Annotated in this window: 11 protein-coding genes; 5 read left to right on the top strand and 6 right to left on the bottom strand. The window is 58.1% G+C overall.

Translation table 11 applies throughout. From position 1 onward, the window contains the following. Positions 1-6 precede the first annotated feature (6 nt). From ACQR3R_RS18605 to ACQR3R_RS18590, 4 genes are all read right to left on the bottom strand, one after another. On the bottom strand, positions 7-1,962 hold the full coding sequence (locus ACQR3R_RS18605) for an SGNH hydrolase domain-containing protein (protein WP_428274047.1): 1,956 nt from the start codon (positions 1,960-1,962) through the stop codon (positions 7-9). A gap of 306 nt (positions 1,963-2,268) precedes the next feature. Continuing rightward, on the bottom strand, positions 2,269-3,528 hold the full coding sequence (gene rho / locus ACQR3R_RS18600) for a transcription termination factor Rho (protein ID WP_007942421.1): 1,260 nt from the start codon (positions 3,526-3,528) through the stop codon (positions 2,269-2,271). A 248-nt stretch (positions 3,529-3,776) separates the two neighbouring features. Further along, on the bottom strand, positions 3,777-4,106 hold the full coding sequence (gene trxA, locus ACQR3R_RS18595) for a thioredoxin TrxA (RefSeq protein WP_003177349.1): 330 nt from the start codon (positions 4,104-4,106) through the stop codon (positions 3,777-3,779). A 120-nt stretch (positions 4,107-4,226) separates the two neighbouring features. Further along, positions 4,227-4,934: an FCD domain-containing protein gene (locus tag ACQR3R_RS18590; RefSeq protein WP_428274043.1), complete on the bottom strand. Its 708-nt coding sequence runs from the start codon at positions 4,932-4,934 to the stop codon at positions 4,227-4,229. A gap of 256 nt (positions 4,935-5,190) precedes the next feature. Between ACQR3R_RS18590 and ACQR3R_RS18585 the strand changes: the two genes are divergently transcribed. The 5 genes from ACQR3R_RS18585 to ppx all read left to right on the top strand — a co-directional run bounded on the left by ACQR3R_RS18585 (position 5,191) and on the right by ppx (position 10,031). Then, positions 5,191-5,976: a transporter substrate-binding domain-containing protein gene (locus ACQR3R_RS18585; RefSeq protein ID WP_428274041.1), complete on the top strand. Its 786-nt coding sequence runs from the start codon at positions 5,191-5,193 to the stop codon at positions 5,974-5,976. A 21-nt stretch (positions 5,977-5,997) separates the two neighbouring features. Beyond that, on the top strand, positions 5,998-6,666 hold the full coding sequence (locus tag ACQR3R_RS18580; RefSeq protein WP_428274039.1) for an ABC transporter permease subunit: 669 nt from the start codon (positions 5,998-6,000) through the stop codon (positions 6,664-6,666). Then, a complete protein-coding gene (locus ACQR3R_RS18575) occupies positions 6,663-7,313 on the top strand; it encodes an ABC transporter permease subunit (protein WP_428274037.1) in 651 nt (216 codons plus the stop codon). The genes ACQR3R_RS18580 and ACQR3R_RS18575 overlap by 4 nt, the downstream gene beginning before the upstream one ends. Next, entirely contained in the window at positions 7,300-8,037 is a 738-nt protein-coding gene (locus ACQR3R_RS18570) for an ATP-binding cassette domain-containing protein (protein ID WP_428274035.1), read from the top strand. The genes ACQR3R_RS18575 and ACQR3R_RS18570 overlap by 14 nt, the downstream gene beginning before the upstream one ends. A 491-nt stretch (positions 8,038-8,528) precedes the next feature. Continuing rightward, complete coding sequence (gene ppx / locus ACQR3R_RS18565; protein WP_428274034.1) at positions 8,529-10,031, top strand: exopolyphosphatase; 1,503 nt, start codon at positions 8,529-8,531, stop codon at positions 10,029-10,031. Between the two features lie 242 nt (positions 10,032-10,273). On the opposite strand, the gene ppk1 is transcribed toward ppx, so the two are convergent. Further along, positions 10,274-12,496: a polyphosphate kinase 1 gene (gene ppk1, locus ACQR3R_RS18560; protein WP_428274032.1), complete on the bottom strand. Its 2,223-nt coding sequence runs from the start codon at positions 12,494-12,496 to the stop codon at positions 10,274-10,276. 18 nt (positions 12,497-12,514) lie between these two features. Then, positions 12,515-13,528 carry a porphobilinogen synthase gene (gene hemB / locus ACQR3R_RS18555; RefSeq protein ID WP_428274030.1) on the bottom strand — a complete coding sequence of 338 codons (1,014 nt, stop codon included), beginning with the start codon at positions 13,526-13,528 and terminating at the stop codon, positions 12,515-12,517. Positions 13,529-13,539 lie beyond the last annotated feature (11 nt).

Here is a 13,539-nt window from a genome sequence, read left to right as displayed (position 1 = left end):
TATCGATCAATCTTCAATTGTGCCCAGCAAAACCGGAGTGAACAAAGGACTCAATCTGGCACTGCCGATATCGGACAGGTGATCTTCGTCCTTGTACTGCGAATGACCACCCACTTCGATACTGCACACGCCGTCCGGACACATCAGCGGCGTCGGGTCGATGACATGCACGCCTGGGTCAGCCGCGCTCATCGAGTCGAACAGCTCGCTGAGGAAGTGTTGCCGCGCCAGGTGCTCTTTGAGTGGACGCCCCAAACCCTCGGCCGAGCGACCGATGCGGGCCAGGCTCGTCAAGCGGGCAATGGTGCCCTTGCGCTGCAGCGGCACTTCCTTGAACAGCCAGACCTGGGCGCCCGCCTCTCTCAATGCAGCGACACGCGCCTTGAGCGCAGCGGCCATGCGCTGTTCTGCCTGGGCAGTATTGTCGTGTTCGTTAAGCAGCACTTTTTTGTCACCGTCTTCACGTCCGTAAACGTAAAGGCTCCAATTGGAGGCGAGGACAACATCCTTGATATGCAGGCTACGAACCCTCTCCATGGTTTTTTCGTTGAAGTCCTTGCAACGCTGGCGCGGTTCGTCACTGAGCACGGGCGGACAGGCGCTCATGCTATACAGCCAAACCGGGCGTCCTTCACGTTGTGCGTTATGTTCGATGGCAGGTAACAGCGCCGCTGCGTGACTGTCGCCCCAAAACAGCTTGGTGGGCGCAACGTCAGTATTGCCGCCAACCAGGCAAGCCTTGTCGAGATTTTTGTCCGAGGTGACGAGCATGCATTTCATCTGCCCGGCCTTCCAGTCCCTGGACTCGGCATACTCCAGCGCCTTGCCGGTAAGCCGCTGAGGAACACCGTCTGCCGATCGTACCGCCGAACCGATAATCGCCAGAGCGGCCATGGTCAGCAAACCCGTAGCCAACACCGGCCTGCGCCCTGCGAGCAGACGTTTTTCGCGAAACGGCAGTTCGACGAAACGATAGCTCAACCAGCCAAGACCCAGCGCCAACGCAATCCAGCCAGCCGCTTCGAGTGGCTGAATTCCGTCGATCGATATGGCATTGGCGTAAACGTAGACCGGCCAGTGCCACAGGTACAGCGAGTAGGAGATCAAACCGATCCACACCATCGCGCGCAAACCCAACAATCTGCCGACCCATGTCGAGCCTTGGCTGCCCGACCAAATCATGGCGGTCGCACCCAGAACCGGCAGCAACGCTGCCCAACCCGGGAACGCAGTGCCTTTGTTGAAAGTAAACACCGCAACCAGCACCGCAGCCAACCCCGCAAGCCCTACAGCCTGGTAAAGCCAAGGTCGCACTGGCTGCCTGGATGCAGGCAGAACTGCCAGCATCGCACCGCACAACAGCTCCCAGGCCCGGGTCGACAACGAGAAGAAGGCCACATCGGGCTTGCGCTCGATATAGGCGATGTTCAGCCCAAAAGACAGCAACAACACGGCGAACAACATCCAGCGCCAATGTCGGACATAGCGCATCAACAACGCCATCAGCAGCGGAAAGAAAATGTAGTACTGCTCTTCAACAGCCAACGACCACATGTGCAGCAGAGGCTTCAGATCGGAGGCCGGCTGAAAATAGCCATCCTCGCGCATGAACAGGATGTTGGAGGCAAACAACGCCTGATAGCGCACCGTGCGCCCAAGTTCCGAGAAGTCCTTGGCTGTCAGCAGTAGCCAGCCCAGCGCCAGCGTTACCAGTAGCACCACGCTCAAGGCCGGAATGATGCGTCGGGCACGGCGTGCCCAGAAATCGACGAAGCTGAAACGCTGCGCACTGATCTCACGGAACAGGATGGAGGTAATCAGGAAACCGGAAATGACGAAGAAGACATCGACGCCGACGAAGCCGCCACTGAACGTGCTGAAGCCGAAGTGAAACAGCACGACCGGAATGACGGCCAGAGCCCGCAAACCGTCGATATCACGGCGATTGCCAAACGTGTGCATGACGCCCCTTGTCGTTTTAGATACAAAACCGGTTAAAAAAGGGGCTCACCGGTAGCGCGAATGGGATATTCGAAGGAGGTCAACCAAGGACGTACCTGTCAGAACACGCGATCAATCGCCAGCCAGATTAAACGCACGGTACGCCCGGCGATATATCAGCTGTGTGCGGGCGGTGACGCCCCTGGAATGGGCGCCAGTTTATTACAGCCCGCTGCGTTTGTATCCAGATACAAATGCACCAGTACATTTCTCACAGGCAAAAAAAAACGCCCGGTTAAGGGCGCCCTTTTTGAAACGTGTTACGACTTACTTGCGCTTCATCGACAAGAAGAACTCGTCGTTGGTCTTGGTCGTTTTCAACTTGTCGACCAGGAACTCGATGGCGGCGATTTCGTCCATCGGGTGCAGCAGCTTGCGCAGGATCCACATACGCTGCAACTCGTCGTCAGCCGTCAGCAACTCTTCGCGGCGGGTGCCGGAACGGTTGATGTTGATGGCCGGGAACACACGTTTCTCAGCGATACGACGGTCCAGAGGCAGTTCCATGTTGCCGGTGCCTTTGAATTCTTCGTAGATCACTTCGTCCATCTTCGAGCCGGTTTCAACCAGCGCGGTGGCGATGATGGTCAGCGAACCGCCTTCTTCGATGTTCCGCGCAGCGCCGAAGAAACGTTTCGGTTTCTCCAGGGCGTGGGCATCGACACCACCGGTGAGGACCTTGCCGGAGCTCGGGATCACGGTGTTGTAGGCTCGAGCCAGACGCGTGATGGAGTCAAGCAGGATGACCACGTCTTTTTTGTGTTCAACCAGGCGCTTGGCCTTTTCGATCACCATTTCAGCAACCTGCACGTGGCGGGTTGGTGGCTCGTCGAACGTCGAGGCAACCACTTCGCCGCGAACGGTACGCTGCATTTCGGTTACTTCTTCCGGACGCTCGTCGATCAGCAATACGATCAGATGAACTTCAGGATTGTTACGAGCAATGTTGGCTGCGATGTTCTGCAGCATGATGGTCTTACCGGCTTTCGGCGGTGCAACGATCAAACCGCGCTGGCCTTTGCCGATCGGGGCGCACAGGTCGATGACACGACCGGTGAGGTCTTCGGTGGAACCGTTGCCGGCTTCCATCTTCATGCGCACGGTCGGGAACAGCGGGGTCAGGTTCTCGAAGAGAATCTTGTTTTTCGCGTTCTCGGGACGATCGTAGTTGATCGTGTCGACCTTGAGCAGGGCGAAATAGCGCTCGCCTTCCTTCGGAGGACGAATCTTGCCAACGATGGTGTCACCGGTGCGCAAGTTGAAGCGACGGATCTGGCTCGGCGAGACGTAGATATCGTCTGGGCCGGCAAGATAGGAAGCGTCAGCGGAGCGAAGGAAGCCGAAGCCGTCCTGGAGAATCTCCAGCACGCCATCACCGGAGATTTCCTCGCCGCTTTTAGCGTGCTTTTTGAGCAGGGAGAAAATCACGTCCTGCTTGCGCGAACGGGCCATATTTTCTATGCCCATCTGTTCGGCCAATTCGAGCAGTTCGGTAATCGGCTTTTGCTTGAGTTCAGTCAGATTCATATAGGAATGACGTAATCATTTATGGAGGGGGGGAAATTAAGCTTTTGGCTTAATGAGGCCGCGCCGCAGAGAAGGCGACAGGATCGCGTACTTATTCGAAAAGGAGTGCGTCGGCGACGGCTAGCAGGGGGCAATGGAGAAACCAGTGCGGGGCCGAATGTACCACCTGAGTTTCGGAGCGTCTAGCCCTCAATAACGAAAAAGCCCCGCAATTTGCGGGGCCTTTTTTTGACACGTTACAACGACACTCAGATGTTGGCGTCGAGGAAAGCCGCCAGTTGCGACTTCGACAGTGCACCGACCTTGGTCGCTTCAACGTTGCCGTTCTTGAACAACATCAGCGTCGGGATACCACGCACGCCATGCTTGGCCGGGGTTTCCTGGTTTTCATCGATGTTCAGTTTGGCAATGGTCAGCTTGCCTTTGTAGGTCTCGGCAATCTCGTCCAGAACAGGAGCGATCATTTTGCAAGGGCCGCACCATTCAGCCCAGTAGTCGACCAGTACAGCGCCTTCGGCCTTGAGTACGTCGGCCTCGAAGCTAGCGTCGCTAACGTGTTTGATAAGATCGCTGCTCATGGAAGTCTCCAGGTTGTAAGCAAAAAAACGTGGCCCATCATAGCCGCCCTTCCCTCGTTCAGGAAGCCGCAGATGATTGAGTCTCGCTATGGTGGTCCATGAATTTGGGTATAGCTCAAGTCACGAGGCCGCGGGGGCGACAAACGTAATGCCGGTACGCAGCGCCGCATTACGCACATGCTCGCGCATTGCCTTTTGCGCGGCGCCGCAAGATCGACGCGCCAGCGCGCGGAGGATTTTGCGGTGCTCCTGCCAGGTTTCCATGGCTCGCTCGGACCGGATGAACGGTAGCTTTTGGCTTTCCAGGAATATATCGGCGCTGGCTGTCAGGATGCTCAGCATCGCTTGATTGCCGCTGGCCAGCAGGATGCGCCGATGAAATTCAAAGTCCAGACGCGCAGCCGCCTCGAAATCACCGGCCTTCAATTCGTTGCGCATGGCAGCAACGTTGTCCTCCAGAGCATCGAGCTCAAACGTACTTAATGTGAGCGCCGCCAGCCCCGCCGCGAAACCCTCCAAGGCATAACGCAACTGGAAAATGTCCAGCGGCGAAGCCTGGGCTGCGAATGGCCAGCTCAGGGCACAATCCGCAGCAGGCAACGCCACCGACGACTGCACAAACACGCCTTTGCCCGGCTGAATACTGATGACGCCCAGCGCACTCAACGATGACAACGCTTCGCGCAGCGATGCACGACTGACCCCCAATTGCACGGCCAGGTCTCGCTGCGAAGGCAAGGCATCCCCCGGCCCGAAACCCCGTTCGATAATCAATTTACGGATCGCTTGCAGTGCCACTTCAGGTACGGCTCGGGAGATCGAGTTCATGGTGTTTTCAGACGAACCAGGCCAATGAGCCGCTAGTTGTAAAGCTATTCGAGGTGCCCGGCAAGTCGTGCCCCATGCGGGTTCGGTGAGTTGCGGCGATGCGCTATCGGAGTGCGAAAAGCCCTTCAACTGTTCAGACCAGTAAGACCGATTTCATCCAGCAAATCCGGGGTTGGCGCTATCGAATTCCGAGGTTGGCATGGGCCGTGCTCTGTCGAACCGCAGAAATCACTTCTCGCCGATTCGGAGATTTGCCATGACCCAGCGTTACAGCACCCTTCTCGCAGCCTTGTTTGCCAGCCTGATGCTGAGCCAGGCACCCGCCCACGCTGATGGTCTGGAGGATGTGGTGAAACGCGGCGTGCTAAAAGTTGCCGTACCGCAGGACTTCCCGCCCTTCGGCTCGGTCGGCCCGGACATGAAGCCGCGCGGCCTCGACATAGACACTGCCAAATTGCTGGCCGACCAGCTCAAGGTCAAACTTGAACTGACCCCGGTGAACAGCACCAACCGCATTCCATTCCTGACCACCGGCAAGGTCGACCTGGTGATTTCCAGTCTCGGCAAAAACCCGGAGCGCGAGAAAGTCATCGATTTTTCCAGCGCCTACGCGCCGTTCTACCTGGCGGTGTTCGGCCCGCCCGACGCCAACATCAAGAGCCTGGACGATCTCAAGGGTAAAACCATCAGCGTTACTCGGGGCGCTATCGAAGACATCGAGCTGACCAAAGTGGCGCCCGAAGGCGTCACCATCAAGCGCTTTGAAGACAACAACTCGACCATCGCCGCTTACCTCGCAGGTCAAGTTGACCTGATTGCCAGCGGCAACGTGGTGATGGTCGCAATCAGCGAGAAGAACCCGAAACGCGTGCCAGCGTTGAAAGTGAAGCTCAAGGATTCACCGGTGTACGTCGGCGTGAACAAAAACGAGCCGGCGCTGTTGGGCAAGGTCAACCAGATACTTGCCACCGCCAAGACCGACGGCGCGCTGGAGAAAAACGCCCAGACCTGGCTGAAAGAACCGCTGCCGGCTGATCTCTGATCGTCGCGGAGGAATCTCTATATGGCTTATCAGTTCGATTTCATGCCCGTGGTGCAAAACACCGACCTGCTGTTGCGCGGCGCCCTGTTCACCCTTGAGTTGACCGCCATCGGTGCGGTGTTCGGGGTTGGCCTGGGCATCGTCGGGGCACTGGTACGCGCGTGGAATATCCGCCCTTTTTCAGCAATCTTCGGGGTTTACGTCGAATTAATCCGCAACACGCCGTTTCTGGTGCAGTTGTTCTTCATCTTTTTCGGTTTGCCGTCGCTGGGCCTGCAAATTTCTGAATGGCAGGCCGCGGTGCTGGCAATGGTGATCAACCTGGGCGCTTATTCCACCGAAATTATCCGCGCGGGCATTCAAGCGATTCCGCGCGGCCAACTGGAGGCCGCAGCTGCGCTGGCGATGAGCCGTTTTGAAGCCTTCCGACACGTCATCCTGCTGCCAGCATTGGGCAAGGTGTGGCCGGCACTCACCAGCCAGATCATCATCGTCATGCTCGGCTCGGCGGTCTGTTCACAAATTGCCACAGAAGAACTCAGCTTCGCCGCCAACTTCATTCAGTCGCGCAATTTCCGCGCCTTTGAAACCTACGCCCTGACCACGCTGATCTACCTGTGCATGGCGCTGCTGATCCGCCAATTATTGAACTGGATCGGGCGTCGCTACATTTCGAGGAGCAGCCAATGAGCGATTTCACCTTGTGGGACATCGTGCGCAACCTGCTCACAGGCCTGCAATGGACGTTGGCGTTGTCGCTGGTGGCGTTTATCGGCGGCGGCGTGATCGGGCTACTGGTGATGGTCATGCGCATTTCCCACAAAGCCCTGCCGCGCAATCTCGCGCGTACCTATATCGAACTGTTTCAGGGAACGCCGCTATTGATGCAGTTGTTTCTGGTGTTCTTCGGCGTCGCATTGGCCGGCGTGGAAATTTCAGCGTGGATGGCGGCGGCAGTGGCCCTGACGTTGTTCACCAGCGCTTATCTGGCCGAGATCTGGCGTGGCTGCGTCGACTCCATCCCCAACGGCCAGTGGGAAGCTTCGTCGAGCCTGGCGCTTAATCCGCTGGAGCAATTGCGTTACGTGATCCTGCCGCAAGCGCTGCGCATCGCGGTGGCGCCGACCGTGGGTTTCTCGGTGCAAGTGGTCAAAGGCACCGCTGTCACCTCGATCATCGGCTTCACCGAACTGACCAAGACCGGCGGCATGCTCGCCAACGCGACGTTTGAACCGTTCATGGTCTACGGCCTCGTTGCCGCCGGCTACTTCCTGCTCTGTTACCCCTTGTCCCTCAGTGCGCGCTACCTGGAAAGGAGACTGCATGCCTCTGCTTAGAATTTCGGCCCTGCACAAATATTACGGCGACCACCATGTGCTCAAGGGCATCGACCTGAGCGTCGAGGAAGGTCAGGTGGTGGCAATCATCGGCCGCAGCGGTTCGGGTAAATCCACTTTGTTGCGCACATTGAATGGTCTGGAGTCGATCAATGACGGTGTGATCGAAGTCGACGGCGAATACCTCGATGCCGCCCGGGCTGACCTTCGCAGCCTGCGACAGAAAGTCGGGATGGTGTTTCAGCAGTTCAACCTGTTCCCACACCTCACCGTCGGCGAAAACGTGATGCTCGCGCCGCAAGTGGTGCAAAAAGTACCGAAGGCCAAGGCTAAAGTGCTGGCGCGAGAAATGCTGGAGCGGGTGGGCCTGGGGGAAAAGTTTGATGCGTTCCCGGATCGCCTGTCTGGCGGGCAGCAACAGCGGGTTGCGATCGCCCGCGCGTTGGCAATGTCACCGAAAGTGCTGCTGTGCGACGAAATCACCTCGGCCCTGGACCCGGAACTGGTTAACGAAGTGCTGAGCGTGGTCCGACAACTGGCCCGGGAAGGTATGACGCTGATTATGGTCACCCACGAAATGCGCTTTGCGCGGGAGGTTGGGGATAAGTTGGTGTTCATGCACCAAGGAAAAGTGCATGAAGTGGGCGATCCGAAGGTGTTGTTTGCCAATCCGCAGACGGCGGAGCTGGCGAACTTTATTGGGACGGTGGAAGCGACAGCCTGAAAAACTTCAGGGCCTTTGCGGCCTTCATCGCTAGCAGGCTAGCTCCCACACTGAAGTGCATTCCAAGTGAGGGCGATACTGACCTCCATAAGGGCAGCACTCCAAGGCGCAAGCAATGCTGACCTCCACAAGGGCATGCATTCCAATGTGGGAGCAATGCAGGCCTCTACAAGGGCACGCATTCGAATGTGGGAGCAATGCTGACCTCTACAAGGGCACGCATTCCAATGTGGGAGCAATGCTGGCCTCTACAAGGGCACGCATTCCAATGTGGGAGCAATGCTGGCCTCTACAAGGGCACGCATTCCAATGTGGGAGCAATGCTCACCTCCGCAAGGGCACGCATTCCAATGTGGGAGCTAGCCTGCTAGCGATTGACCGCGCAGCGGTCACAGACTTTCTGTGCTGAATCAAGGCTTTCAGCTCTGCGCGTTGGCGGCAGCGTTTGATCGTGGCACGATGTCTGGGTTATCGACCGAGACCCCCAGACCATGCCGCAATCCCAAGCCAAGAATCTGTCCCTGATCGCCGCAATCGACCTGGGCTCCAACAGCTTTCACATGGTCGTGGCCAAAGCCCAGAACGGCGAAATCCGTATTCTCGAACGCCTCGGAGAGAAGGTTCAGCTGGCCGCCGGCATCGACGAAGAGCGCCAACTCAACGAAGAATCCATCCAGCGCGGGCTCGACTGCCTGAAGCGCTTTGCCCAACTGATCAACGGTATGCCGCTGGGCGCCGTGCGAATCGTGGGGACCAACGCCCTGCGTGAAGCGCGCAACCGTGGCGAATTCATCCGCCGCGCCGAAGAAATCCTTGGCCACCCGGTAGAAGTCATCTCTGGCCGCGAAGAAGCACGCCTGATCTACCTTGGCGTATCCCACACCCTCGCCGACACGCCGGGCAAGCGCCTGGTTGCGGATATCGGCGGCGGCAGCACCGAGTTCATCATTGGCCAACGATTCGAGCCATTGTTGCGCGAAAGCCTGCAAATGGGCTGCGTCAGCTTCACCCAGCGTTATTTCAAGGACGGTAAAATCACCCCGGCCCGCTACGCCCAGGCTTACACCGCGGCGCGGCTGGAGATCATGAGCATCGAGCACGCTTTGCATCGCCTCACCTGGGATGAAGCCATTGGCTCCTCGGGCACCATTCGCGCCATCGGCCTGGCGCTGAAGGCCGGTGGCCACGGTACGGGCGAAGTGAACGCGCAAGGCTTGGCCTGGCTCAAGCGCAAGATTTTCAAACTGGGTGACGCCGACAAGATCGACTTCGAAGGCATCAAGCCTGACCGCCGTGCGATTTTCCCGGCCGGCCTGGCGATTCTTGAAGCGATTTTCGATGCGCTAGAGCTGCAACGCATGGACCACTGTGAAGGTGCATTGCGTGAAGGCGTGCTTTACGACCTGTTGGGGCGTCATCACCACGAAGACGTCCGTGAACGCACGCTAAGCTCGCTGATGGAGCGTTATCACGTCGATCTGGAACAAGCAGCCCGGGTTGAGCGCAAAGCGCTGCATGCCTTCGATCAGGTCGCTGAAGATTGGGATTTGGATGACGGCATCTGGCGCGAACTGCTGGGCTGGGCAGCCAAAGTGCACGAAGTGGGCCTGGACATCGCTCACTATCACTATCACAAACACGGCGCTTACCTGATCGAGCACTCGGACCTGGCCGGGTTCTCCCGCGAAGACCAACAGATGCTTGCACTGCTGGTGCGCGGCCATCGTCGCAACATTCCGCGGGATAAGTTTGCCGATTTCGGCAACGACGGCATCAAGCTGATCCGCTTGTGCGTACTGCTGCGCTTTGCGATTTTGTTCCACCACATTCGCGGCACCCAAGAAATGCCTCAGGTCGTTCTGAGGGCTAACGGTGACAGCCTGGACGTGTTGTTCCCGAAAGACTGGCTGGACGAAAACCAGCTGACCCAAGCCGATTTCGCCCTGGAAGCGGAATGGCTGACGCGGGTTGGTTTTACCTTGAACGTTCGCTGACACAACACCTGTTCGTGTGGTGGCGGGCTTGCCGTGGTGAGGGGATTTATCCCCGTTCGGCTGCAAAGCAGTCGTGAAGTCGCTGGATGCGGCCTGCTGATGCGCCACTGTTCAAGTTTGGGGGTTACTTCGCAGCCCTACGGGGATAAATCCCCTCGCCACAGAATCGCTACACCGTTGTCGATCCAAACAAAAATGGCGATCCGCAGGGATCGCCATTTTTTTACCTCGATTGCAGCAGGTTAGCGCACCGCCAGGATCGGGCTGCCCAGACGCTCCAGCAGCGTGGCCTGGGCACTGCGCGGGTTCTGGTTGCCGGTCGGCGTATTGCGGATATAACGACCGTCGGCCTGCAGGCTCCAGCTGTGGGTGTTATCGGTGAGATACAACTCCAGCTCTTTCTTGACCCGCATGATCAGCTTCTTGCCCTCTACCGGGAAGCAAGTCTCGACGCGCTTGTCGAGGTTGCGCTCCATCCAGTCGGCGCTGGACAGGAACATTTGCTCTTCGCCGCCATTGAGGAAGTAGAAGACTCGCGTGTGCTCCAGGAAACGCCCGATGATCGAGCGCACGTGGATGTTGTGCGAGACGCCGGCAATGCCAGGACGCAAGCAGCACATGCCGCGTACCACCAGATCGATACGAACGCCAGACTGACTGGCCTTGTACAGCGCGCGAATGATCTTCGGATCGGTCAACGAGTTGAATTTTGCGATGATGTGCGCCGGTTTGCCGTCGAGGGCGAACTGCGTCTCGCGGGCAATCATGTCGAGCATGCCCTTCTTCAACGTGAACGGCGCATGCAGCAGTTTTTTCATGCGCAGGGTTTTACCCATGCCGATCAACTGGCTGAACAGTTTGCCGACGTCCTCGCACAACGCGTCGTCGGAGGTGAGCAAGCTGTAGTCGGTATACAGGCGCGCGTTGGCGGCGTGGTAGTTGCCGGTACCCAAGTGGGCGTAACGGACAATCTCGCCAGCCTCGCGTCGTAGAATCAGCATCATCTTGGCGTGCGTCTTGAAGCCGACCACGCCGTAGATCACCACCGCGCCGGCCGCTTGCAGACGGCTGGCCAGTTGCAGGTTGGACTCTTCGTCGAACCGTGCCCGCAATTCAATGACCGCCGTGACTTCCTTGCCGTTGCGCGCGGCGTCCACCAGCGCATCAACAATTTCCGAGTTGGCACCGGAGCGGTAAAGAGTCTGACGCACGGCAAGAACATGCGGGTCCTTGGCAGCCTGGCGCAGCAGATCGACCACCGGCGTGAACGACTCAAAAGGGTGCAGCAGCAGAATGTCCTGCTTGCTGATCACACTGAAAATATTCTCGCTGTTCTGCAGCAATTTCGGAATCTGCGGCGTGAACGGCAAGTATTGCAACTCTGGATGGCTGTCCAGGCCCGTGATGCTGAACAGACGGGTAAGGTTGACCGGACCGTAGACTTTATAGAGCTCGGTCTCGTGCAAGTTGAACTGTTTCAACAGGTAGTCGGACAAGTGTTTCGGGCATGTGTCGGCCACTTCCAGTCGCACCGCATCGCCGTAGCGCCGCGAGAACAACTCGCCACGCAGGGCGCGCGCCAGGTCTTCCACGTCTTCGGTATCGACGGCCAGATCAGCGTTACGGGTCAGGCGGAACTGGTAGCAGCCCTTGACCTTCATGCCCTGGAACAAGTCATCGGCGTGCGCGTGAATCATCGATGACAGGAACACATAGTTGTCGCCGGGGCCGCCAACCTCTTCCGGCACCTTGATGATGCGTGGCAGCAAACGCGGGGCCGGGATAATTGCCAAGCCGGAATCACGGCCAAACGCGTCAATACCTTCGAGCTCGACGATGAAGTTCAGGCTCTTGTTCACCAACAACGGGAACGGGTGAGTCGGGTCGAGGCCGATCGGGGTGATGATCGGTGCGATCTCGTCACGGAAATAACGGCGAACCCAGGTTTTGAGCTTGGTGGTCCAGTAACGACGACGGATGAAGCGAACCTGATGTTTTTCCAGTTCCGGCAACAGAATGTCGTTAAGAATCGCGTATTGGCGGTCGACGTGACCGTGCACCAACTCGCTGATTCGGGCCAGGGCCTGATGCGGCTGCAAGCCATCGGCGCCGGCTTGTTCACGGGCGAAGGTGATCTGCTTTTTCAGCCCGGCCACACGAATTTCGAAGAACTCGTCCAGGTTGCTGGAAAAAATCAGCAAAAACTTCAGCCGTTCCAGCAACGGGTAGGACTCATCAAGCGCCTGTTCCAGCACGCGGATGTTGAACTGCAGTTGCGATAACTCGCGGTGGATGTACAGGCTGCTGTCATCCAGGCCGGGTATGGCAATCGCCGGCACCGCCGCAGCGGCTTCGGCCACCACCGCGGGTGGAGCTGGCTCCAGCTCCGGCGGGGTTTCGGCGATTTGCTCTACCACGGGTTGAGCCTCTTTTACGGCAACTTCAGTGAGTCCTTCGGTATTCATGGAATGTTCCTGGGAGGGCTATTTTTGCTCTCGTAACAATTGAGCAGCACGAACGGCAAAGTACGTCAGGATGCCATCAGCGCCTGCACGTTTAAAAGCGGTCAGGGATTCAAGGATAACCCCTTCGCTCAACCAGCCATTCTGTATTGCCGCCATGTGCATGGCGTATTCGCCGCTGACTTGATAAACAAACGTCGGCACTTTGAATTCTTCTTTGACCCGGTAAAGGATGTCCAGGTAGGGCATGCCTGGCTTGACCATGACCATGTCCGCACCTTCTGACAAGTCAGCCGCCACTTCGTGCAGGGCTTCGTTGCTGTTGGCCGGGTCCATCTGATAAGAGGCCTTGTTGGCCTTGCCCAGGTTCAACGCCGAACCGACCGCATCGCGGAACGGGCCGTAATAGGCACTGGCGTACTTCGCCGAGTAGGCCATGATCCGCACATTGACGTGATCGGCCAGTTCCAGCGCTTCACGGATGGCCTGGATGCGACCGTCCATCATGTCGGAGGGGGCAACTACCTGAGCGCCGGCGGCAGCGTGGGACAAGGCTTGCTTGACCAGCGCATCAACGGTGATGTCGTTTTGCACATAGCCTTCTGCGTCGAGAATGCCGTCCTGGCCGTGCGTGGTGAACGGATCGAGCGCAACGTCTGTAATCACACCCAGCTCAGGGAATTGCGCACGCAGGGCACGTGTGGCGCGTTGGGCAATACCGTCCGGATTCCAGGCTTCGGCGGCGTCCAGCGACTTGAGCGCTGGCGGCGTAACCGGAAACAATGCCAATGCCGGTATGCCCAACTCGACCCATTTGGCCGCCTCGATTAGCAACAAGTCGATGGTCAGGCGTTCAACGCCCGGCATCGAGGCCACCGCTTCACGGCGGTTTTCACCGTCCAGGACAAACACCGGCAGGATCAAGTCATCGACGGTCAGCACGTTTTCACGGACCAGTCGACGCGAGAAATCATCGCGGCGGTTGCGGCGCAGGCGGGTGGCGGGGAACAGGCGATTGGCGGGGGTAAAGCTCACGGCAGACTCCA

Source organism: Gordonia sp. IEGM753, from assembly GCF_050321825.1.
Taxonomy (GTDB): Bacteria; Pseudomonadota; Gammaproteobacteria; order Pseudomonadales; family Pseudomonadaceae; genus Aquipseudomonas.
The sequence above is the reverse complement of the archived record's forward strand: the minus strand, read 5'-3'. Positions and strand labels throughout refer to the sequence as shown.